Consider the following 22,711-nt stretch of genomic DNA (forward strand, 5'->3'; position numbering starts at 1 on the left):
ACGATTCCTTCATCTCCCTATATGTAAATAGTGCTTTTAAGTTTCACCTTAATTTTAACACATATCATTCAAGAGGATTATTTCAAACAAAAGCAAAAATAGAAAATGAATAAAAAAAAAGCCCTATACTATAGGACTTTTATGTTTAACACTTTTGGAGACCCAACCATCATCAGCTGATTTGCGAACACTTCAAATTTTGAACTGAGTTACCTCATTCATTTTTAGCTTTTCAGCTAATGTGTGTTTGTTTCGCAATTCAATTTGATTCATAAATATCGATTTCCCTATCGATATTTATTAGATCAAGGGTATTGAATAGGATTCCAACCATTTTCCTTAGTGAAACGATATTTCACTAAACTTGGTAAAATGATTTTTTGGTTCAAGAGTTAGTTTATTAAGCGTATTTTGCAACATTTTTCTTACTTCATGTCATTTTAAAACTTACAAAGATTTTTACTGGAACTGTTTTCTTGCTAGTTCAGCTTTTTATAATCTTGATCTTAGTACCATTTTGCTTCAAATTATAATCTCTTATAATCTTGGCTTTGGTTACTTTGATTTCAAATTATAAACCTTTATAACAATGGTACTTGTTACTTTAGTTCCAAGTTTTTATATTACCGTATTTAATGTCTTCCTAATAAACTTTTTCAGTGTTGTTGAATTTGTTTACACTTATAACATGAGTTTAAAGTAAATGTTACTTCATTATAGACTTAATATTTTGCTCTGACCGTTTGAATTCCTCCCTTGTATTAAGTTGTTAAAGCTCACCTTTATCAATCTTTTAAACTTATCTTAAGATTGATTAAAATATAGATATTTCGTTTTTCTTGAACGAAACGAACACTATATGGTTGAGCCTCCAAAAGTGTTAAGTTTTTCTTTTTTGTTTGTATCTTTTCTACACCTTTATTATACACCATTTTTTAATTTGTAAACGCTTTAAATGTGAAGATTCTGTGAATTATAGTTTTCATTGTTAGCATACAAAAATAAACTACACTTTTAAAGTGTAGTTTAAATTTTCGGAAGTTCTCGTATCTCCATTGTCATTTCATTTCCGCATAAAGGACATTTTAGATCCGCTGATGCAAAATCTTTTCGCATCCATCCGTTACATCCTGTATCCATACATGAATAGACCTCAATATCTTCCATGATATTTTCTAACTTGTCATCCTGCCCTTTTCTGTTAAAAAACATGGTTATCACCCCTATGTATCATTTAACATAACATACGAAATAACATGAATGGTAATTTTTGTTCATTACTAGTATAGACAAATATCATTAAATTATTTAAAGATAATGTTAAACATCCCAAAAGCAGTAAAAAACAAAGGGCAACGATGTCCCCCACCTTGCCCTTTTCCTATATATACTCAAATAAAGAACGGTCTCTGTTTTTATTTTGACATGAGTAATCTTTGTATTCATCTGATGTCCCCAAATCATTGTAAAGGTGCAGCACCATTTTTGAACGCGGCTTTGTAAAACTTATCTGGATTCCAGAGCTTTTTAACTTATTTACAAGGTCAACAAGTTGTTTGCTAGGCATAATACCTACCCCTTCTATTGTCACATTCGTTAATATATACTTATGAATAAAAACAATGTAATATACAGCTTTTTTCTCATATTAAATTCTATTCTCTTTATTGTAATTATACGACCTTTCTTCACTATTTTCCTGCAATAATTTAAAAATTTCACAAAATTTATTATTTACTAATTAATACATATTAAAATTGACAAACTTCTACAAATTCTTTTGTGCATAACCATATTCTAGATATTATTCGCTCTTTCAAATAGAAAATGATATAATGAATCAATATTGTGTTTTGGAGGAAAAGATAAGAATGATAACTGTAAGCAATGTAGGTCTTCGTTATGGAGATCGAAAATTATTTGAAGATGTAAATATTAAATTTACACCTGGTAATTGCTATGGCCTAATAGGGGCTAACGGCGCAGGGAAATCAACATTTTTGAAAATATTATCTGGAGAAATCGAACCACAATCTGGTTCTGTCATACTGGGTCCTGGAGAGCGACTCGCTATTTTAAAACAAAATCACTTCGAATACGAAGAGGAACAGGTCCTAAAAGTTGTAATCATGGGACATAGTCGACTATATGAAGTAATGCAAGAAAAAGATGCGATCTATATGAAAGCTGATTTCACAGATGAGGATGGCATGAAAGCTGCTGAATTAGAAGGAGAATTCGCAGAATTAAACGGATGGGAAGCCGAATCTGAAGCTGCTATCTTACTCAAAGGCCTTGGAATTGAAGAGGAACTACACGAGAAGAAAATGGCTGACCTAACCGGTTCAGAAAAAGTAAAAGTATTATTAGCACAAGCTTTATTCGGTAAGCCAGATGTTCTGTTGTTGGACGAGCCTACAAACCACTTAGATATAAAGGCTATTCAATGGTTAGAAGAATTTTTAATAAACTTCGAAAACACCGTTATCGTAGTATCTCACGATAGACACTTTTTAAACAAAGTATGTACACATATTGCTGACCTAGATTATGGAAGAATTCAAATTTATGTTGGTAACTATGATTTTTGGTACGAATCAAGTCAACTTGCTTCAAAAATGGCACAGGATGCGAATAAAAAGAAAGAAGAAAAAATTAAAGAACTGCAAAACTTTATCGCTCGCTTTAGTGCGAATGCTTCTAAATCAAAGCAGGCAACGTCTCGAAAAAAGTTATTGGATAAAATCACATTAGACGATATTAAACCATCGTCAAGGCGTTATCCATATGTAAATTTTACACCTGAACGTGAGATTGGAAACGATCTTTTGAGAGTAGAGGGTATTTCAAAAACAATTGACGGAGTTAAAGTTCTAGATAATATCAGCTTTATCATGAATAAAGATGATAAGATTGCACTTGTTGGTCCAAATGAAACAGCCAAAACCGCTCTTTTTAAAATTTTAACGGGTGAAATGGAACCTGATAGCGGTACATTCAAATGGGGAATCACGACTTCACAGGCCTATTTTCCAAAAGATAACTCCGAGTACTTTGAAAACAGCGACTTAAGCCTTGTTGATTGGTTACGTCAATTCTCTCCGAAAGATGATAGCGAAAGCTTCTTAAGAGGATTTTTAGGTAGAATGTTATTTTCTGGAGAAGAAGTTTTGAAAAAAGCAAATGTTCTTTCAGGAGGAGAAAAAGTTCGTTGTATGCTATCAAAAATGATGTTAAGCGGAGCCAATGTTTTATTATTAGATGAACCGACAAACCATTTAGATTTAGAATCCATTACTGCATTAAATAATGGACTTATTGCTTTTAAAGGTTCACTCATCTTTTCATCCCATGACCATCAGTTTATCCAAACCATCGCAAACCGAATTATTGAACTTACTCCAAGCGGCATGGTTGATAAACAAATGATGTATGATGAATATCTAGAAAACCACGAGCTTCAAGCAGAAATTGCAAAAATGTATTAATCTAAAGAAAAATACAGGGAAGGTGCTAGAATTTAAAAATTCGGTAGCACCTTCCCTTATCTTTTAATACCGTTTTTGTTTATTTCGTGAAGATGGGGCTTGGACTGATCCAGTTTCAGTTGTCGTTGTACCTTGTCCCTCAACTTGCGAAGAATTTAAACCAATTTTAGATGGATCCTTTTTACGTTTGGACATATCTACACCTCCACCTTTATATTCTCTATTGAAACGCTCCATTATGCATTTAAAAGTGATTATGATTTAGATTTTTTCATTTCCTTTATATACTCTGCATATTGATCATCTCTTGATAAAGCTGCATTATACTGTCTTTTTACAAAACGTTCAGCTTCATTAAAGGTAGCAAATGAAGTTGGCAATAATTTATGATTATGCTCTACGATCCAATTTTCATTTTCGTTTTGTTTAATAAACCATTTTTCTTTATTTTGATTTTCATACAAACAGCCTTTAGGGTTATTTTTAACATTATGCTGATTTTTAGGTGCATCAATTTTGGACGGTTCAAGAGGAAAGATCTCTTTTACAAATAAATCAAAGGCATGGTCTGTCATTGTACAACCGGAAGCTTTAACATGTCCCCCACCACCAAACTTACCTGCCACTTCTGAAACATCAGTATGATCATGGATGGTACGGAAACTCACTTTCCTTCCACCCATATTTAAAATGGCAATATAATCTAAATGATGATTTTCTTTTCCTAATTCATTTCCGAGTTCAGAATGATACATTTCTGCATGAACAATCCCCACACAATGTTCGCCAATAAAGGTTTGGATAAGTTCACGATTCTTTTTTCGTATATAACGATTAATTTTATCTTCTTCCATTTTTAAGATTTGTTGTTCAAACTCATTAAATGTAAAGTTTTCTTCACTTTTCAAACGCTCGATCATTCTAGTTTCAAATTCATCTAAGGACAGCAAAGAAAATAAATCATTTAATTGTTTTGCTTTTAATAAGCCAGTTTTTTCCCAATCCCAAGTATCATATTGACGGATTAATTCAACAAATTCATTTAGTGATTCATTTGCTGAAATAAACTCCTGTTCTAATAAATAATCATAAAAGAGCGTTGTTGCTGAGGTTAGTTTTCCGTCATCGTATGAAACTAAAACTTTAGCCCAACTATATTGGTTTAGATGAAGCGCTGTTTTGTGATGATCTAAAAACTGTGCTTTTCCTCCGTTTTTTACAAATTGTTCAATCTTTTTACTGTTTGCCTCATTTACCGTTAAATCTGTAATCCATAGTACATCATTCTTTTTATCTTCGTCATTTTTAGTCCATTCTAGAAACCGCTCAACTTGAGGATTTAATCTAGCTACAGAATTATAATGTACCTCTACTTCTTCACCCAAGGCTAATTTAGCTAATATTCCACAGCCTAAACCATCCAAATCATTATGAGTATATAAATGAATCAATACAACTACACCTCTCCTGCCTAATTTGTATGTAAAAAGATAAGTAAGTTCTCATTTATTTTTAACAAAATCAGTTTATTAAAGCTTACCTATATTTTCCTTGTTTTATTACTTTACCACAAGCTCATGCAAATTAATAATCCTAAACAGGTCATCCACCTACTGATGTCTATTTCCACTATATCTTTTTCTTATTTTAGAATAATGACCTTCTTTATTACCTGTTTGTATAACAGAAACACTTTTTATACCATTTTATAGTACAGTTTTTATTTTGTTACAACATTATTATTTTTGAAAACGCTTTAAAACTTGATAAAAAAGGATTACTAAAAACTTCACAAATTGTTCAATACTAATGTGTTTCACTGCATAATTAATCTGTTATACTTTCCTTGTAGAAGCAATTAACATCTATTTATATAATATTTAACTTAAAATAAACATATGAGGTGACAACAAATGGAACAGTGGAAGGGTTTTTCTAAAGGTGTTTGGGAAAAAGAAATTAACGTTCGCGACTTTATCCTTAAAAACTTTACGCCGTATACTGGGAATGAAGATTTCTTAGAAGGTCCCACAGAGGCTACTACTAACCTTTGGGATCTAGTTATGGAATTATCGAAAAAAGAACGCGAAGCTGGTGGCGTTTTAGATGCAGATACGAAAATTGTATCAACAATTTCATCACATGGTCCTGGATACCTAAATAAAGAGCTTGAACAAATTGTTGGTTTCCAAACAGATAAACCATTTAAGCGTTCATTAATGCCTTTCGGTGGAATCCGTATGGCTAAAACAGCATTAGAATCATATGGCTTTGAACTTGATAAAGAAGTGGAACATATCTTTACTGAATATCGTAAAACTCATAACCAAGGTGTATTTGATGTATATACTCCTGAAATGAGAGCAGCGCGTCATGCAGGTGTTATCACTGGTCTTCCAGATGCATATGGTCGCGGTCGTATTATTGGTGACTATCGTCGTGTGGCTCTTTATGGTATTGATTTCTTAATGCAGGAAAAACTCAGAGAATATCAATATATCGGTAACGGAAACATGTCAGATGATGTTATTCGTGATCGCGAAGAATACAGTGAACAATATCGCGCATTAAAAGAGCTTAAGCAAATGGCTGCTACTTATGGGTATGATATTTCTAAGCCTGCATCAAATGCAAAAGAAGCCATTCAATGGTTATACTTTGGTTATTTAGCAGCCATTAAAGAACAAAACGGCGCAGCAATGAGCCTTGGTCGTACGTCTACTTTCCTAGATATTTATATTGAAAGAGATTTACAAAATGGAACTTTAACAGAAAAAGAAGCTCAAGAATTAGTTGACCATTTTGTTATGAAACTTCGTCTTGTAAAATTCGCAAGAACACCTGAATACAATGAATTATATAGTGGAGATCCAACTTGGGTAACCGAATCCATTGGTGGTATGGCACTCGACGGACGTCCATTAGTAACGAAAAACTCTTTCCGTTTCTTACACACATTGGACAACCTAGGCCCTGCTCCAGAACCAAACTTAACGATTCTATGGTCTACAAAGCTTCCTCAAAGCTTCAAACAATATGCAGCAAAAATGTCGATTAAATCTAGTGCGATCCAATACGAAAATGACGACATGATGAGAGAACTTTGGGGAGATGACTATGGAATTGCATGTTGCGTGTCCGCCATGAGAATTGGTAAGCAAATGCAATTCTTTGGTGCTCGTGTGAACATGGCTAAAGCGTTATTGTATGCAATCAACGGTGGAGTAGATGAAAAACTAAAAACACAAGTTGGTCCATCTTATCAACCAATAACTTCTGAGTATTTAAATTATGATGACGTCATTGCTAAATACGATAAAATGCTAGATTGGTTATGCGGATTATATGTAAACACTCTTAATGTTATTCACTATATGCATGACAAATATGCTTATGAAAGAATTGAAATGGCCCTACATGATCGTGAAATTTTAAGAACAATGGCATGTGGTATTGCAGGCCTTTCTGTTGCGGCCGACTCATTAAGTGCTATTAAATATGCAAAAGTAAAAACAATTCGCGATGAAAATGGTTTAGCGGTTGATTACGAAATCGAAGGCGACTACCCTAAATATGGTAACAACGATGAGCGCGTTGACTCCATTGCTGTTAAGCTTGTTGAAGATATTATGAATAAAATTAGAAAGCATAAAACATATCGCAATGCTATGCATACACAATCTGTATTAACGATTACTTCAAATGTTGTTTACGGTAAGAAAACCGGTGCTACTCCTGATGGACGTGAAGCTGGTAAACCATTTGCACCAGGAGCTAACCCAATGCATGGTCGTGATACAAAGGGTGCCTTAGCTTCTTTAACATCTGTTGCGAAATTACCTTATGAATCTTCATTAGATGGTATCTCTAATACATTTACGATCACACCAAATGCACTAGGGCGTGATGATGACGGTCAAGTAAGCAACCTAGTTGCCATGCTTGATGGTTATATGTCAAAACGTGGACATCATATCAATGTTAACGTGTTAAATCGTGATACTTTATTAGATGCTATGGATCATCCTGAATTATATCCACAATTAACGATTCGTGTATCTGGTTATGCGGTTAACTTCATTAAACTTACACGTGAACAACAAATTGATGTAATCAATCGTACATTCCATGAAAGTGTAGCTGGTTCAGTAAAAGCACCTTCATTATCATAATAAACTCATAAATACCAGGGAGAACTACCCCTCCCTGGTATTCGTTTTACTCATTATAATTTACATCACTGCGTTTGAATTTTACGAACATCCATTAGGGGGGAGAATTTTTATGAACGGAAATATTCATTCGATTGAATCATTTGGTACAGTTGATGGTCCAGGAATTAGATATGTCATCTTTACACAAGGTTGTCTTCTTCGTTGCCAATTTTGCCATAATGCAGATACTTGGAAAATTGGAACAGGAAAGCAAATGTCAGTGGATGAGATTATGCAAGACGTTATTTCTTACCTCCCTTTTATTGAAGCATCCGGCGGTGGAATCACAGTCAGTGGCGGAGAACCTTTATTACAATTGCCATTTCTAATTGACCTTTTCAAAGAATGTAAAAAGATAGGAATTCATACAACCATTGATTCTTCAGGCGGTTGCTACTCAACAGCTCCACAATTCCAAGAACAATTACATGAATTACTTCAATATACAGATTTAATTTTACTAGATTTAAAGCATATTAAACGTAAGAAGCATATCTCTCTAACAGGTATGGCGAATGATCATATTCTGCAATTCGCAAAACTTCTATCTGAAAAACAAATTCCAGTTTGGATTCGTCATGTTCTCGTTCCGACCATTTCTGATTTTGACGAAGACTTGCATGAACTTGGTGAATTTATTGCTACCTTACAAAATGTTAAAAAAATCGAGATTTTACCGTATCATAAATTAGGCGTTTATAAATGGGAAGCTCTTGGATTAGAGTATCCTTTAGCCGATATTGAACCCCCTAATGAAGAACGGGTTGAACATGCATATGATATTTTATCAAGAAATGTCGTATTCTCTTAATTAAAGTAAAAGGAGGCTGCCAGCTCAATTACCGGCATCCTCCTTTTTAATTTTTCCACCAATTATCAAATATTGTCGCAGGCATTTCCCGTTTATGTTGAGAAACCATAAAACGTTTTTCAATCTTTTCCGCCACTTCTCTATCTACCTTTTTTCCTTCTAAATAATCATCAAGCTCATCATAAGAAATGCCAAGCTCTGTTTCATCAGCTTGACCAGGCTTTTCATCAAGTAAGTCAGCTGTAGGAACTTTTAAATATAATTTTTCATCCGCCCCTAGTTCTTTCAGCAACGCTTTCCCTTGCCGCTTCGTTAAACCCGTTAAAGGGAGGATATCAGCTCCCCCATCACCGTATTTCGTATAAAATCCAGTAACCGCTTCCGCTGCATGATCTGTCCCAATGACGAGTAATCCTTCTTGCCCGCCAATTGCATATTGAGCAATCATACGCATTCTAGCCTTTACGTTCCCTTTATGGTAATCCCTTAAAGGCTCGCCCTTTGTTTCCTTATCGTATTCTTCTTTTACAGCATTTACAGCTTTTTCGATATTAAAGACAAACTCCTCGTCTGCTTTGATAAAGTCTAATGCTACCCTCGCATCTTCCTCATCTTTCTGTACACCATACGGAAGACGAACGGCTATAAATTTAACTTTATGCCCTTCTTTTCTTAATTCCTCGACAGCTATCTGCGCAAGCCTTCCTGCAAGGGTTGAATCCTGACCTCCACTAATCCCTAGTACAAAGCCATTTGCATTTGTTTTTAAAAGATATTCTTTTAAAAATTGAACTCTCTTTTGAATTTCACTTTTGGGATCAATAACCGGTTGAATATGTAACTCTTGCATGATTCTTTTTTGCATGTTCAAATCTTTATTTCTCCCCTTTTACTTATTTTTTTTACTCGTTATTTTACGGACTCTTTCACTAACCATTTCGATATTACGTCGCTTATTTTCCCAGCACAACGGACTTAAATCTACTGGATATTCGGCTGGATTTAATGATCTCTTATATTCATCCCAAAGGTAATTTAAATTGTTATGACAAAACTTTTGAATGTCATGAATATTTGGTAAGTCGTAAACTAGGTTGCCATTCATAAAAATATCGTGATGAAGATCTCTTGCTTCAAAATTAGTTACATCCTTCTTTAAGTAAGTATGGGTTGGATGGAACATATGTAATTTTTTTTCAGAGTTTGGGTCCTCATGATCTAATGTAATATAATCTCCCTCTGATTTTTGATTCGCTAAATTTATAATACGGTATACTTTTTTAAGACCTGGAGTAGAAACTTTTTCTGGATTTGCACTTATTTTGATCGTATCGACCATATTTCCATTTTCATCTTCAATCGATACAATTTTGTAAACGGCTCCAAGCGCCGGCTGATCAAATCCAGTAATGAGTTTGGTTCCGATCCCCCAACTATCAATTTTTGCACCTTGCTGTTTTAAGTTTATAATTGTATATTCATCTAGGTCATTAGAGGCAATAATTTTTGCTTTTGTAAACCCTGCTTCATCAAGCATTCTTCGGGCTTCTTTTGAAAGATATGCAAGATCCCCACTATCTAAACGAATCCCTACAAAATTAATTTTATCCCCTAATTCTTTAGCTACTCTAATAGCATTTGGAACTCCTGACCGTAAGGTGTCATATGTATCCACAAGAAAAACACAATCTTTATGTCTGCGGGCATACTTATGAAATGCTGTGTATTCATCAATATAGGCTTGAATCAGGGAATGTGCATGTGTTCCGGAAACCGGAATACCAAACATCTTACCAGCACGTACATTAGAAGTAGAGCTAAAACCGCCAATATATGCAGCACGTGTACCCCAAATTGCTGCATCCATCTCTTGAGCACGTCGTGTTCCAAATTCAGCTGCGGCCTCATTATTCCCAATTACATACTTAATCCTTGCTGCTTTCGTAGCAATTAGAGTTTGATAATTAACGATATTTAAAATAGCCGTTTCGATTAATTGCGCTTGTGCTAGCGGAGCTTCAATTCGTACTAATGGTTCATATCCGAACACAATCTCCCCTTCTGCCATCGACCTTACATTCCCTGTAAAACGTAGATCTTTTAAATACGCTAGAAAATCCTCGTCATAACCTAAATCTCTTAAATATCGAATATCACTTTCTGAAAATTCGAGATTATTTAAATAATGAATGACTTTTTCTAAACCAGCAAAAACAGCAAATCCATTTCCAAATGGTAATTGGCGAAAAGATACTTCGAAAACCGCTTTACGATTATGAAACCCATCTTCCCAATACGTTTCCATCATATTTATTTGATATAAATCTGTATGTAGTGTTAAGCTGTCATCTTGATAAAATTCGTTCAAATGTAAAACCCCCACATGTTTATCATGCATCTAGAATGTTTAATTATTATGCTACCTTAATATTATAGCTTTAATTCAATATTTGTCTATTGGACCTTTTTTGTTTAATTATACTTTTCCTCTGCGTAGGATTGAAATTGAAACGTATCTTCCACCTATGTCAATTGCTACTTCTGATACATAAAGCTGTTCTTTAAAGAAACAATAAGAATGAATTTTTTTGGAGGAGGGAATAGGATGAAGTTGAAAAGCGCAGTCTACACGATCTCGTTGTCAGCACTATTACTTTCTGCGTGTGGAACTGATGATCAAGCAATGAATAATCGTAATGCGAGAAATGGAAATGGAACTTATCAAAATGTAAACTACCGTACACCGATAAATGATAATCGTCAAGGTATGGTAGAAAATAGAATGGAAGTTGATAATAAGAATAATGATCGAATGCGGGTAGCTGACCAGGCAGCAAATAAAATTGCAGATTTACCTGAGGTAGGTCGTGCAAACGTTATTGTAACGGATAACAATGCCTACGTTGCCATTAATACTGAAAATAATCAAACAAACAATGAAATAGCCAAGAATTTAGAAAAAAGAATTTCACAAATCGTTAAATCCACCGATCGAAATATTGACAATGTTTATGTTTCTCAGGATCCTGATTTCTTTAACAATGTGAATAATTATAGTAATGATATTCGCAATGGTCGTTCAGTCGAAGGATTTTTTGATGAATTTGGAGACATGGTTCGACGTGTATTCCCAACCGCAAGATAAACAAAAATAATGAGTGAAAACGATTGTACGAAATAATCGTTTTCACTCATTATGCTTATTGAACTTCAAAGTAATCCTTATAAAAACCACCGATTCTTCCTGTATTGTCGACAATAAAATAAAATTCCTCGGTTTCGTTTTTCACCTCATAGAATTCACCTGCAGTTAGAACATGATTCACGATATACTTATTTGCATTTGTATGTATACATTTAACTTTTTTTATGGTTTCTCGTTCAGTCCAATCTAAATGAATCATTTAAATCACTCCCTTTTCTTTCTCATTTTAGTATATAAGGAACTTCAAACAGTAGCAACTTTTACCAAGTAAATAATTAGGATATGACATGATTTTAAAGTTATGACATTTTAGTGAATATTTAAACAAAACATACTCAAAAAGTCATAAAAGATTTAAAATAGAATAATATTAAATATTCTTTACTTGGAGGTATGCACAATGAAGATTATGAGTAATGAACAGTTAATCGTCTCTTATCGTGATGCATTAAAAACGGGTAATGATAAAGATTGGATACGCTTTTTACAGGGTGAAATTAAACGTCGTGGATTAAACCCTAATAAATGCTAATACTTAAGGAGCAAGGGAGCAACCTTTGCTCCTTTTATTAGTTACTTGGCTCTTTTTAACTCGGTGTAACTGATCCTTCACTGTCCGCCTAGGTTAAATCTATGAATCTAAGCCACCCTGACTTCATGTCTTTGGACTCTCTTTTGTAGCACTTATCCCGCAGGAGTCGTCCTCCTTCCGCCAACAGTCAACGGGTCGTTATAAATCACATTTTCCATAACACAACTATTTATAAAATATCGAGTAGGAGGATAATCATTAATTGACTATCCGACCTCTCACACCACCGTACGTACGGTTCCGTATACGGCGGTTCAATTTTATATTAGGCACGCACTTTGATGTAGTGCTGTTCACAGGAGATTAGACCAAGTTGGGCCAATCTCTTATTGGTAATCGTTGTGGTGAGTATCCAAGAGTACGCTGTGCGAGCTGCACCCTTACTTGTGTGGCTATTTTTGTATGCACTATATCTATCCATACCTAATTTAATAAGATTTTTCCTACGATTCTTGGCCGTTTTCCATTTCTTCCAGATACACATTCGCAGTCTAAATCTCGTATGGGAGTCTATTCTTCCAAGTGCTGTCTTCATATAACCGACCTTAAAGTAATTGACCCATCCTCTTATTAACTGATTAATTCGCTCAACCTGATACTTCGTATCAATACTCCAATTCTTTCTTGTTAGTTGTTTAAGTTTGAATTTAAACCTGTCTAAAGAGGTTTGATGTGGTTTCGCTTTGTATAAATCAGCTTGATAATCCTTGAAGAATCCAAAGCCTAGGAACTTCATATCGGGGTCATTCGGTTTCGTTACTTTTGATTTCTCCACATTTACGATTAGACCTAGTTTCTCTTCAATAAATCTCGACACAGACCTCATGACTCGTTTCGCTGACATCTCACTTTTAACCATGATAATACAGTCATCTGCGTATCTAACGAAATGTAATCCTCGACTTTCTAGTTCCTTATCCAGTTCATTAAGCATGATATTGCTAAGTAGCGGAGATAAGTTACCTCCTTGCGGAGTACCGATTATAGTTTCTTTATACTCATCATCCATTTGAACACCGCTTACCAAGAATTTACGAATGAGTGAAATGACATCACCATCATCCACTGTCCTCGATATAAGATTCATCAACCTGTCATGGTTTACCGTGTCGAAGAAACGCTCTAAGTCAATATCTACAATCCATTCGAATCCATCATTCATGAACTTTAAGGCATTCAAGATAGCCATCTCGGCATAGCGTCTTGGTCTGAAACCATAGCTATATTCACTGAACTGTTTATCGAACATTGGTGTTAGAACTTGCGCAATTGCTTGTTGAATAACTCTATCTAGGACTGTCGGAATTCCTAAAAGCCGTATTCCACCGTTTGGTTTTGGTATTTCGACCCTTAGTACTGGTTTTGGTTTGTATTCTCTTTGGCGAATTTGACCGATAATCTCGTTCTTATTCAAAGCCAAATACCCAGCTAACTCATCGACAGTCATACCATCAACACCGGCAGAGCCTTTGTTTTTCTTTACTTGCTTGTATGCTTGGACAAGGTTATCTTTATCAAGTATCTTGTCGATTAACTTTCTTTCGTACATGCCTGTTATTTCCTTTCTTTCTCGTAGGTTGGTATCCACTTTTCCGCGATTTGCCAGTGGTCTATTTCCTTCCCCAATTGAGATTTCTATAACAATAAAATTGTTCAGCCCTTCACTCTTTCTAACTTTCGTTAGACGTCTCCACTACTACGGCTTCTGCTGACTTCTCACAATCCTGTCCTTTATCACTACAGGATTTGGGTGCAGAACTGTGAGACCTCCCCAGTTAAGGTGCGAACTCTTTCCCTCCATCTATCTGCCATATATACAACGCATGTAAAGTAGCTATTGGACTTCAACTTCTTTTGCAGTCTTATCCCCATACGGTGCCTCTTATATGATTTCTGTACGTCAGACCGGAGGTTTGCCTCGAGCTTCCTTCAGATTCCACGTCACCATGGACACCCTTGCTGTTAGCTATGTACTTACCGCTACCAGGTCGTACTCGGGACTTTCACCCGTTAGAGTTCGCCCATGCTGGGCGAACAAAACAAAAAACCAGGATTCCCTGGTATATTTTTTATCATTCAGATGTTTAACACACATCTACTTGCGGTCATTGTTTTATCGCGCTGGTCTAATGGATCAAGAGGATAATCAAAATGTCCGTATAAAGACCATTTTTGAAATGTCCCTTTTGAAACAAGAACTGTCATTTCAGTTTGTTTCATGAAAGCAAGGTTTTCCTCTATATTTAAATATCGTTGATGACAATAACTACTTTTTTCCTTCAATTTTAGCCCCCCTTTTCATCTATTATAAACGAAATCATTCACAAGTTTTTAAAACTATTCGAATATTGTGTTACAGTTTTTTAACGCATTATTTCCGCTTACAAAATGATAAAAGGTAAATCCTTATTTTTTTAAAAATCGTTATTATCAATAAAAAAGTAGAAAAGAATTGAAACTTATCTTATATTGTAGTAAAGTTTAGGAAATTAATCATTTATTTCTTATCCAGAGAGGAAGAGGGTATGGCCCGACGACACCTCAGCAACCATCAATGTCAACAAACATTGATAAGGTGCTAATTCCAGCAAGTTATTTAACTTGAAAGATAAGAAGAAGCATGTGTGTACAAACAAAAGTCTTCTTCTTAAAGAAGGCTTTTTTATATTTTGTCTTTTCCAAGTGCACTAATAAGAAAAATCAACATAATAAATAAATCATAATTTTATCAAGGCAGCATAAGGAGTGTTATAATGTATAAAATCGATACGAAACTTGCACAAATAGGAAATCGAAGCGAACAACAAACAGGAACTGTTAATGTTCCGATTTATTTATCTACTGCATATCGACATGAAGGAATTGGGCAGTCTACTGGCTTTGATTATACACGTACTGGGAATCCAACAAGACAAGTACTTGAACAAACCATTGCAGATTTAGAAGGCGGTGACCAAGGATACGCCTGTAGTTCAGGTATGTCAGCTATTTTAACGATTTTATCCCTTTTCAAATCTGGTGACGAATGGATTGTTTCAAGTGATTTATATGGTGGCACATACCGAATCCTAGAAGAAGGTTTTAGGAAATGGGGATTACACAGTACCTATGTTAATACAACGAATGTTCAAAACATTGAGAGAGAAATTACGACGAATACAAAGGCAATTTTCATTGAAACACCAACAAATCCAATGATGGAACAAACGGATATTGCAGAAGTTGCAAAAATTGCTAAAAAACATAATATTCTCCTTATTGTGGACAACACCTTTTACACCCCTATTTTACAACAGCCCATTCTTTTAGGGGCCGATATTGTTGTACACAGTGCGACGAAATATTTAGGTGGCCATAATGATGTTTTAGCAGGTTTAATCGTTGCTAAGGGAAAAGATCTTTGTGAAAATATTGCTAAGTTCCATAATGCAGCTGGTGCTGTATTGAGTCCATTTGATTCATGGTTATTAATGCGCGGGATGAAGACACTCTCGCTTCGAATGGAACGTCACGAAAAAAATGCGAAAGATATTGTTCAGTTTTTAAAGAATCATGAATGTATCACCGAAGTTCTTTACCCAGGTCATGGCGGAATGATTTCATTTCGAATCATAGACGAAACATGGGTAAATCCATTTTTACAAAACCTACAATTAATCAGTTTTGCTGAAAGTCTTGGCGGTGTTGAAAGTTTTATCACCTATCCAGCCACACAAACCCATGCTGATATTCCTGAAGAAGTTCGTAAAAAAACAGGCGTCGATAATACATTGCTACGCTTTTCAGTAGGTATTGAGAATTCCGAAGATTTAATTGAAGATCTAGCACAAACACTAGCAAAAGTAAAAGAGGAGAATGCGACCCATGAGTGATTCTTATACATTTCAAACCAATCTATTACACAACAATCAAAAAATTGACCCTGCCACGGGTGCAGTAAGTGTTCCCATCCAACATGCTTCCACTTTTCATCAATATGATATTGATTCATTTGGTCAATATGATTATGCAAGAAGCGGCAATCCAACTAGAGAAGCATTAGAAGAAGTGATTGCAGGACTCGAGGGTGGCTGCAGGGGATTTGCTTTTGCTTCAGGCATGGCTGCTATTTCAACAGCTTTCATGCTATTGTCAAAAGATGACCATATTGTGATAACGGAGGACGTCTATGGCGGAACCTTCCGTATGGTGACACAAGTATTGGTCCGTTTAGGGATTAGTCATACCTTTGTTGATATGACAGATTTAGAAGCAGTCAAAAAAGCAATTCAACCAAATACGAAATTATTTTATGTGGAAACTCCTTCAAATCCAACTTTAAAGGTAACAGATATTGCGGCCATTTGTGATATCGCAAAAGAACATGGTGCATTGACTTTTGTTGATAATACCTTTCTAACACCACAGTATCAAAAACCTTTAACACTTGGTGCAGATATTGTCTTACACAGTGCTACTAAATTTTTGGCAGGTCACAGTGATGTAGTGGCTGGACTAGCTGTTGTTAAGGACCCTGAACTAGCACAAAAACTATACTTTTTACAAAATTCATTTGGTTCGATTCTCGGACCTCAGGATTCATGGCTTGTTCTTCGTGGATTAAAAACCTTGCATGTACGTCTTGAACATTCTTCTCAGGCAGCACATAAATTAGCAACGTTTTTGAATGAGCATCCATTAGTTAAAAAAGTCTACTACCCAGGACTTCCGGAACACCCACAATATGATATTCAACAAAAGCAAGCATCGTCGGCAGGAGCTGTTCTTTCATTTGATTTACTCAATGAAGACATTATGAGAACTTTTGTAAAGCATGTAAAAATTCCTGTATTTGCCGTAAGCCTTGGTGCTGTTGAATCGATTCTTTCTTATCCAGCTAAAATGTCCCATGCGGCAATGAATGTTGAGGATAGGAATCAAAGAGGGATTACAAATAGTTTATTACGCCTATCTGTAGGTCTTGAGAATGTTGAAGATTTAATGAAGGATTTTTCTGATGCTTTAGAAAAAGCAAACCAAATCCACTTAATACAAAAATAGAGGTTAAAACAATGAACTTTTTACAACGAATGAAGAATGAAATATTAATCGCAGATGGAGCAATGGGTACTCTACTCTTTTCATACGGAAAAGATACTTGTCTTGAGGAATTAAACCTTTCTCACCCTGAACAAATCATGAGTATTCATCAAGCATACCTTGAAGCTGGAGCAGATGTTATTCAAACAAATACCTACGCTGCAAACTCTTTAAAACTAACACGCTATGGTCTAGAAGACTCTGTAAAATCAATTAATACGGCTGCTGTTAAATTAGCAAAACAAGTGGTTGGCTCAAAGGGCTATGTAATAGCAAGCATTGGTGGTAACCGGGGAATTAATCCACAATCCATTGACCTTGAGGATATTAAACAGAGTTTTCGTGAGCAATTGCATGCGATTTTATCAGAGGGTGTTGACGGGATATTACTTGAAACATTTTATGATTTAGAAGAATTAGAAACGGTTTTAAAGATTGCTAGAAATTCAACTAACCTACCTATTATTGCTCAAGTTTCCATGCAAGAAGTTGGAGTACTTCAAAATGGAACTCCACTTGATGAAGCTTTCTCAAGATTAGAAACATTAGGTGCTGATGTAGTTGGGCTAAACTGTCGTCTTGGACCCCATCATATGATTAAAGCCTTAGAGCAAGTTCCAATCCCGAAAAAAGCCTTTCTATCGGCATATCCTAACTCCGGACTCCCATCTTATAATGATGGCGTGATCCAATATGATGGGGATGCAGATTATTTCCGCAAATCAGCCCAAAGCTTTAGGGAGCAAGGTGTTCGTTTACTTGGAGGCTGCTGTGGAACAACACCTGATCATATTCGCGCTTTCGCTGAGGCTCTAAAAGGGACTCTCCCAATTCAGGAAAAAGTTTTATCGGTAAAAGAAAAAGTCGTGATTGCAACAAAGGAAACAGAGCGTGACTTACCTCCCCTTCAGGAAATTGTAAAACAACGCCCGTCTGTTATTGTGGAATTAGATCCACCTAAAAAACTTGATACGACCAAATTTTTCGAAGGTGCCAAAGCTCTTAAAGACCAAGGGATTGACGCAATCACTCTTGCGGACAATTCACTGGCAAGTCCGAGAATATCCAATTCTGCTTTAGGGTATTTAGTCAAAAACAAAATAGACTTACGCCCGCTTATTCACCTTACATGTAGGGACCGAAATCTGATTGGGTTACAATCTCATTTAATGGGTTTACACACATTAGGACTAAATGACCTTCTTGCGATTACAGGTGATCCAGCAAAGGTTGGAGATTTCCCTGGTGCATCCTCTGTTTATGATGTATCGTCATTTGAATTAATTAGAATGATTAAACAATTAAACGAAGGACTCTCGCTATCTGGGAAAGACTTAGGTCAAAAGACAAATTTCTCTGTAGCTGCTGCTTTCAATCCAAACGTAAGGCAAATTGATAAAGCAGTTAAAAGGCTCGAAAAGAAAATTGAATATGGTGCAGATTATTTTATTACGCAGCCCGTTTATTCAGAAGAAAAGATTATTAGTGTTTATGAAGAAACGAAACATCTAGACACTCCTATCTATATTGGCCTAATGCCTTTAACAAGCAGTCGAAACGCAGAATTTTTACATCATGAAGTTCCAGGAATTAAAATTGATGATTCGATTCGTAATTCATTGGCTGCTTTGAATAATGACCCAATCAAGTCAGCTCAAGAAGGAATTAACATCACGAAATCCCTTATTGACACAGCTGCAGAATTATTTAATGGAATATATTTAATTACTCCATTTTTACGCTATGAAATGTCAGTTGAACTATCTGAATACGCCCATAGCAAGACCGAAAAATTAAGGAGGAATCATCTTGTCTAAAATTTCCATAACCGAGCAACTAAATCAAAAGATCCTCATCATGGACGGTGCCATGGGAACGATGCTGCAGAGGGCAAATCTTTCAGCTGAAGATTTTGGCGGTGATAAATATGATGGTTGTAATGAATATTTGAATATAACAAGGCCTGACGTCATCGATTCTATTCACCGTGAGTATTTAAAGGCCGGTGCAGATATTATTGAAACAAATACATTTGGTGGAACTGCTTTGGTTCTCGATGAATATGAACTCGGGGCGCAAGCTTATGAGATTAATAAAATAGCAGCTGAAATTGCTAGAAAGGCTGTAGACGACTACTCAACCAATGAGTGGCCAAGGTTTGTAGCTGGAGCAATGGGTCCGACAACCAAAACATTAAGTGTTACTGGTGGGACAACTTTCGAGGAATTAATTCGAAATTATGAGGAACAAGCACGAGGACTTATTGATGGTCAAGTTGATGTCCTACTATTAGAAACCAGCCAAGATTTGTTAAACGTAAAAGCCGGTTTTCTTGGAATTCAACAAGCGTTTAAAAATACGGGAACTACCCTACCCTTGATGATTTCAGGAACCATTGAACCGATGGGTACAACCCTAGCTGGACAATCGATTGAGGCATTTTATATTTCTGTTGAACATATGAATCCTATTGCAGTAGGTCTCAACTGTGCAACAGGACCAGAATTTATGCAGGACCATATTCGCTCACTTTCAAACCTATCACATACAGCCGTAAGTTGTTATCCGAATGCTGGACTTCCTGATGAAGAAGGTCATTACCACGAAACACCTGAGTCCCTTTCACAGAAACTAGCAGGGTTTGCAGAGGAAGGTTGGCTGAATATTGTAGGTGGTTGTTGTGGAACAACACCTGAGCATATTAAAGTAATCGCAGAAACGATGAGAAATTATCAACCAAGACACAAACAAGAACATCAAATGCATATGGTTTCCGGGATTGAACCCTTTATTTATGACGATCCAACATTAAAACCGATTATGGTTGGAGAACGTACAAACGTCATTGGTTCAAGAAAATTCAAACGGCTCATTGCAGAAGGTAAATTTGAAGAGGCTGCAGAAATCGCACGAGCTCAAGTCAAAAAAGGTGCTCACGTTATCGATATCTGCTTAGCTGATCCAGATCGCGATGAAATGGCTGATATGGAAAACTTTATTAAAGAAGTTGTTAAAAAAGTCAAAGTCCCTCTTGTCATTGATTCGACTGATGAAAAAGTCATTGAAAAAGCGCTATCCTATTCACAGGGAAAAGCCATTATTAACTCTATTAACTTAGAAGATGGTGAAGAACGTTTTAAAGCAATCGCTCCGCTCATTCATAAATATGGGGCTGCTGTTGTTGTCGGTACAATTGATGAGTCAGGGATGGGTGTTACAGCCGAAAAGAAACTAGAAATTGCAGAAAGAGAATACCATTTATTAGTTGAAAAATATGGAATAGCACCACAAGATATTATTTTCGATCCACTTGTGTTCCCAGTAGGCACTGGTGATGAACAATACATTGGTTCTGCAAAAGCAACTGTTGAGGGAATCCGTTTAATCAAAGAAAAGTTTCCAGAAGTACAAACGATCCTTGGTGTGAGTAATGTATCTTTCGGACTTCCACCAGTTGGACGTGAAATATTAAATTCTGTCTACTTATATCACTGCACACTAGCAGGACTTGATTATGCAATTGTGAATACAGAAAAACTAGAACGTTTTGCCTCTATTTCTAAGGAAGAAGTAGAGATGGCTGAAAAATTACTCTTTGAAACAACAGATGAATCGTTAGCTGTTTTCACTGAATTTTACCGTGATAAGAAAAAAGAATCAAAAAGTGGACTTCTAGAAGAGATGAGCTTAGAAGATCGATTAGCTTATTACGTTATTGAAGGAACAAAAGAAGGCCTCATTCCTGACCTTGAATTGGCCTTAGAACAATACCCTGCTCCGCTTGATATTATTAATGGACCGTTAATGAATGGGATGAAAGAAGTCGGAAGATTATTTAATGAAAATCAACTGATTGTTGCGGAAGTTCTGCAAAGTGCCGAAGTCATGAAAGCATCTGTTTCCTTCTTAGAGCCGCATATGGAAAAAGATGATACATCTTCTTCCAAAGGAAAAATCGTTCTCGCTACAGTTAAAGGCGATGTCCATGATATCGGGAAAAATCTAGTTGAAATTATTTTAAGTAATAATGGCTATGAAGTCATTGACCTAGGGATAAAAGTAGCTCCGCAAACATTAGTCGAAGCCATAAAAAATGAAAAGCCAGATATGGTTGGTTTGTCAGGGTTACTTGTAAAATCTGCACAGCAAATGGTCCTAACCGCACATGATATGAAGCAAGCCGGGATTGATGTTCCAATTCTAGTCGGTGGTGCAGCCCTATCCCGTAAATTTACCGATTCAAAAATTTCAAAAGAATATGATGGCATTGTTCTTTATGCAAAGGATGCTATGGTAGGGTTATCGCTTGCCAACCAGCTTCAAGATCCTGAAGGATACGAAAAAATTCTTGAAGAGAAAAAAGCAAAAGAATCTCAAGAGCCACTTCCAGCTTTTGTTAGACCAGTAAGTAGTACAGTGGCAGTGAAGGAAAGAAAAACAGTTAATCCAAATGCACCCGTGTTTATTCCACAGGATACAAAAAGACATATTATTAAATCTTATTCCTTCTCTCATGTGGAACCTTATATTAATAAACAAACATTAATAGGTCATCATTTAGGATTAAAAGGAAACCTTGAAAAATTATTAAAAGCACAAGACGAAAAAGCTTTAAAGTTAAATGAGATGGTCAATACATTAGTTCAGGATGCAATCGATAACGGTTGGATTAGTCCAACCGCTGTATATCAATTTTTCCCTGCCCAATCAAAAGGGAACTCGGTATTGATTTATCATCCTGAAGACCATAACCAGGTCATTGAAACATTTGATTTCCCTAGACAAGAATCCGAACCGTTTCTTTGTCTAGCAGATTATTTAAAATCAGTTGATAGCGGACAAATGGATTACGTAGCATTCTTTGCTGTTACAGCTGGAAAAGGAATTAGACAAGTTGCCGAAAGATTAAAAGAAGAAGGTCGTTTCCTAGAAAACCATGCCCTGCAAGCATTAGCATTAGAAACAGCTGAAGGCTTAGCTGAGTTAATTCATCGTCAAATTCGTGATCGTTGGGGCTTCCCTGACTCGATTGATTTTACAATGAGAGATCGTTTCGCAGCGAAATACCAAGGACAACGTTTTTCTTTTGGTTATCCAGCATGTCCAGACTTAGAAGATCAAGCCAAACTATTTAAGCTTATTTCTCCAGAGGATATCGGGGTCCAGCTTACAGAAGGCTTTATGATGGAACCAGAAGCAAGCGTAACCGCTATGGTTTTTGCTCATCCAGACGCAAGATATTTTAACGTTTTAAGGTAATTTATGCATCGATATGAATTCAATAAATAACCATTTTTAATAAAAAGCAACCTATCTCAAATT

19 protein-coding genes and 1 riboswitch are annotated in these 22,711 nt (G+C 35.9%); of the genes, 9 read left to right on the forward strand and 10 right to left on the reverse strand.

The genetic code is table 11. The annotated features are described in order from the left end of the window. Window positions 1-785: 785 nt before the first annotated feature. The 3 genes from Q5760_RS15415 to Q5760_RS15425 form a co-directional block, all read right to left on the reverse strand. On the reverse strand, window positions 786-932 hold the full coding sequence (locus tag Q5760_RS15415; protein ID WP_428908521.1) for a hypothetical protein: 147 nt from the start codon (window positions 930-932) through the stop codon (window positions 786-788). Between the two features lie 94 nt (window positions 933-1,026). Next, window positions 1,027-1,212, reverse strand: a complete 186-nt coding sequence (locus Q5760_RS15420) for a cold-inducible protein YdjO-related protein (RefSeq protein WP_428908522.1) — start codon at window positions 1,210-1,212, stop codon at window positions 1,027-1,029. Window positions 1,213-1,381: 169 nt separating this feature from the next. Further along, window positions 1,382-1,567 carry a hypothetical protein gene (locus Q5760_RS15425; RefSeq protein WP_428908523.1) on the reverse strand — a complete coding sequence of 62 codons (186 nt, stop codon included), beginning with the start codon at window positions 1,565-1,567 and terminating at the stop codon, window positions 1,382-1,384. A 304-nt stretch (window positions 1,568-1,871) separates the two neighbouring features. Between Q5760_RS15425 and Q5760_RS15430 the strand changes: the two genes are divergently transcribed. Further along, complete coding sequence (locus Q5760_RS15430; RefSeq protein WP_428908524.1) at window positions 1,872-3,488, forward strand: ABC-F family ATP-binding cassette domain-containing protein; 1,617 nt, start codon at window positions 1,872-1,874, stop codon at window positions 3,486-3,488. A 63-nt stretch (window positions 3,489-3,551) separates the two neighbouring features. Here Q5760_RS15430 and Q5760_RS15435 read toward each other — a convergent pair whose 3' ends face one another. Together Q5760_RS15435 and Q5760_RS15440 are read right to left on the reverse strand one after the other, a co-directional pair. Beyond that, window positions 3,552-3,683: a YuzL family protein gene (locus tag Q5760_RS15435; protein WP_428908525.1), complete on the reverse strand. Its 132-nt coding sequence runs from the start codon at window positions 3,681-3,683 to the stop codon at window positions 3,552-3,554. Between the two features lie 59 nt (window positions 3,684-3,742). After that, the gene (locus Q5760_RS15440) at window positions 3,743-4,939 is read right to left on the reverse strand and encodes a DHH family phosphoesterase (RefSeq protein ID WP_428908526.1); all 1,197 of its coding nucleotides are present in this window, start codon (window positions 4,937-4,939) and stop codon (window positions 3,743-3,745) included. A gap of 462 nt (window positions 4,940-5,401) precedes the next feature. Between Q5760_RS15440 and pflB the strand changes: the two genes are divergently transcribed. Both pflB and pflA read left to right on the forward strand, forming a co-directional pair. Beyond that, window positions 5,402-7,660, forward strand: a complete 2,259-nt coding sequence (gene pflB / locus Q5760_RS15445) for a formate C-acetyltransferase (protein ID WP_428908527.1) — start codon at window positions 5,402-5,404, stop codon at window positions 7,658-7,660. 112 nt (window positions 7,661-7,772) lie between these two features. After that, entirely contained in the window at window positions 7,773-8,513 is a 741-nt protein-coding gene (gene pflA, locus Q5760_RS15450) for a pyruvate formate-lyase-activating protein (protein ID WP_428908528.1), read from the forward strand. 46 nt (window positions 8,514-8,559) lie between these two features. On the opposite strand, the gene nadE is transcribed toward pflA, so the two are convergent. Together nadE and Q5760_RS15460 are read right to left on the reverse strand one after the other, a co-directional pair. Next, window positions 8,560-9,378 (reverse strand): ammonia-dependent NAD(+) synthetase, encoded by an 819-nt coding sequence (gene nadE, locus Q5760_RS15455; protein WP_428912597.1) that lies wholly within the window; start codon window positions 9,376-9,378, stop codon window positions 8,560-8,562. 24 nt (window positions 9,379-9,402) lie between these two features. Beyond that, window positions 9,403-10,881, reverse strand: coding sequence for a nicotinate phosphoribosyltransferase (locus Q5760_RS15460; RefSeq protein ID WP_428908529.1), 1,479 nt, complete (start codon window positions 10,879-10,881; stop codon window positions 9,403-9,405). Between the two features lie 237 nt (window positions 10,882-11,118). Between Q5760_RS15460 and Q5760_RS15465 the strand changes: the two genes are divergently transcribed. Then, a complete protein-coding gene (locus tag Q5760_RS15465) occupies window positions 11,119-11,658 on the forward strand; it encodes a YhcN/YlaJ family sporulation lipoprotein (protein ID WP_428908530.1) in 540 nt (179 codons plus the stop codon). A gap of 55 nt (window positions 11,659-11,713) precedes the next feature. On the opposite strand, the gene Q5760_RS15470 is transcribed toward Q5760_RS15465, so the two are convergent. Then, window positions 11,714-11,917, reverse strand: coding sequence for a DUF6501 family protein (locus Q5760_RS15470; RefSeq protein WP_428908531.1), 204 nt, complete (start codon window positions 11,915-11,917; stop codon window positions 11,714-11,716). 201 nt (window positions 11,918-12,118) lie between these two features. Between Q5760_RS15470 and sda the strand changes: the two genes are divergently transcribed. Further along, window positions 12,119-12,250, forward strand: a complete 132-nt coding sequence (gene sda / locus Q5760_RS15475) for a sporulation histidine kinase inhibitor Sda (RefSeq protein WP_428908532.1) — start codon at window positions 12,119-12,121, stop codon at window positions 12,248-12,250. 325 nt (window positions 12,251-12,575) lie between these two features. Here the strand turns inward: sda and ltrA are convergent, their stop codons facing one another. Together ltrA and Q5760_RS15485 are read right to left on the reverse strand one after the other, a co-directional pair. Next, complete coding sequence (gene ltrA, locus Q5760_RS15480) at window positions 12,576-13,859, reverse strand: group II intron reverse transcriptase/maturase (protein WP_428908533.1); 1,284 nt, start codon at window positions 13,857-13,859, stop codon at window positions 12,576-12,578. A gap of 527 nt (window positions 13,860-14,386) precedes the next feature. Continuing rightward, the gene (locus Q5760_RS15485) at window positions 14,387-14,593 is read right to left on the reverse strand and encodes a hypothetical protein (RefSeq protein ID WP_428908534.1); all 207 of its coding nucleotides are present in this window, start codon (window positions 14,591-14,593) and stop codon (window positions 14,387-14,389) included. Between the two features lie 218 nt (window positions 14,594-14,811). Continuing rightward, window positions 14,812-14,925, forward strand: a riboswitch (SAM riboswitch). A gap of 138 nt (window positions 14,926-15,063) precedes the next feature. Here Q5760_RS15485 and Q5760_RS15490 point away from each other — a divergent pair. From Q5760_RS15490 to metH, 4 genes are read left to right on the forward strand one after another with little or no spacing between them, the layout of a single operon-like run. Beyond that, window positions 15,064-16,182: a methionine biosynthesis PLP-dependent protein gene (locus Q5760_RS15490; protein WP_428908535.1), complete on the forward strand. Its 1,119-nt coding sequence runs from the start codon at window positions 15,064-15,066 to the stop codon at window positions 16,180-16,182. Beyond that, window positions 16,175-17,350 (forward strand): cystathionine beta-lyase, encoded by a 1,176-nt coding sequence (metC, locus tag Q5760_RS15495; RefSeq protein ID WP_428908536.1) that lies wholly within the window; start codon window positions 16,175-16,177, stop codon window positions 17,348-17,350. Before Q5760_RS15490 ends, metC begins: the two co-directional genes overlap by 8 nt. 11 nt (window positions 17,351-17,361) lie before the next feature. Continuing rightward, complete coding sequence (locus Q5760_RS15500) at window positions 17,362-19,206, forward strand: bifunctional homocysteine S-methyltransferase/methylenetetrahydrofolate reductase (RefSeq protein ID WP_428908537.1); 1,845 nt, start codon at window positions 17,362-17,364, stop codon at window positions 19,204-19,206. Then, complete coding sequence (gene metH / locus Q5760_RS15505; protein WP_428908538.1) at window positions 19,199-22,648, forward strand: methionine synthase; 3,450 nt, start codon at window positions 19,199-19,201, stop codon at window positions 22,646-22,648. Before Q5760_RS15500 ends, metH begins: the two co-directional genes overlap by 8 nt. Window positions 22,649-22,711 lie beyond the last annotated feature (63 nt).

Source organism: Niallia sp. Kr1, assembly GCF_050389805.1.
Classification (GTDB): Bacteria; Bacillota; Bacilli; order Bacillales; family Cytobacillaceae; genus Bacillus_BD.

What these genes read in the sequence shown, in the direction of transcription:
- Q5760_RS15435 (WP_428908525.1), bottom strand. Translation starts at nt 3,683, where the DNA reads ATGTCCAAACGTAAAAAGGATCCATCTAAAATTGGTTTAAATTCTTCG.
- pflB (WP_428908527.1), top strand. Translation starts at nt 5,402, where the DNA reads ATGGAACAGTGGAAGGGTTTTTCTAAAGGTGTTTGGGAAAAAGAAATT.
- Q5760_RS15465 (WP_428908530.1), top strand. Translation starts at nt 11,119, where the DNA reads ATGAAGTTGAAAAGCGCAGTCTACACGATCTCGTTGTCAGCACTATTA.
- sda (WP_428908532.1), top strand. Translation starts at nt 12,119, where the DNA reads ATGAAGATTATGAGTAATGAACAGTTAATCGTCTCTTATCGTGATGCA.
- Q5760_RS15470 (WP_428908531.1), bottom strand. Translation starts at nt 11,917, where the DNA reads ATGATTCATTTAGATTGGACTGAACGAGAAACCATAAAAAAAGTTAAA.
- Q5760_RS15500 (WP_428908537.1), top strand. Translation starts at nt 17,362, where the DNA reads ATGAACTTTTTACAACGAATGAAGAATGAAATATTAATCGCAGATGGA.
- Q5760_RS15425 (WP_428908523.1), bottom strand. Translation starts at nt 1,567, where the DNA reads ATGCCTAGCAAACAACTTGTTGACCTTGTAAATAAGTTAAAAAGCTCT.
- Q5760_RS15490 (WP_428908535.1), top strand. Translation starts at nt 15,064, where the DNA reads ATGTATAAAATCGATACGAAACTTGCACAAATAGGAAATCGAAGCGAA.
- nadE (WP_428912597.1), bottom strand. Translation starts at nt 9,378, where the DNA reads ATGCAAAAAAGAATCATGCAAGAGTTACATATTCAACCGGTTATTGAT.
- Q5760_RS15430 (WP_428908524.1), top strand. Translation starts at nt 1,872, where the DNA reads ATGATAACTGTAAGCAATGTAGGTCTTCGTTATGGAGATCGAAAATTA.
- metC (WP_428908536.1), top strand. Translation starts at nt 16,175, where the DNA reads ATGAGTGATTCTTATACATTTCAAACCAATCTATTACACAACAATCAA.
- Q5760_RS15420 (WP_428908522.1), bottom strand. Translation starts at nt 1,212, where the DNA reads ATGTTTTTTAACAGAAAAGGGCAGGATGACAAGTTAGAAAATATCATG.
- Q5760_RS15415 (WP_428908521.1), bottom strand. Translation starts at nt 932, where the DNA reads ATGGTGTATAATAAAGGTGTAGAAAAGATACAAACAAAAAAGAAAAAC.
- ltrA (WP_428908533.1), bottom strand. Translation starts at nt 13,859, where the DNA reads ATGTACGAAAGAAAGTTAATCGACAAGATACTTGATAAAGATAACCTT.
- pflA (WP_428908528.1), top strand. Translation starts at nt 7,773, where the DNA reads ATGAACGGAAATATTCATTCGATTGAATCATTTGGTACAGTTGATGGT.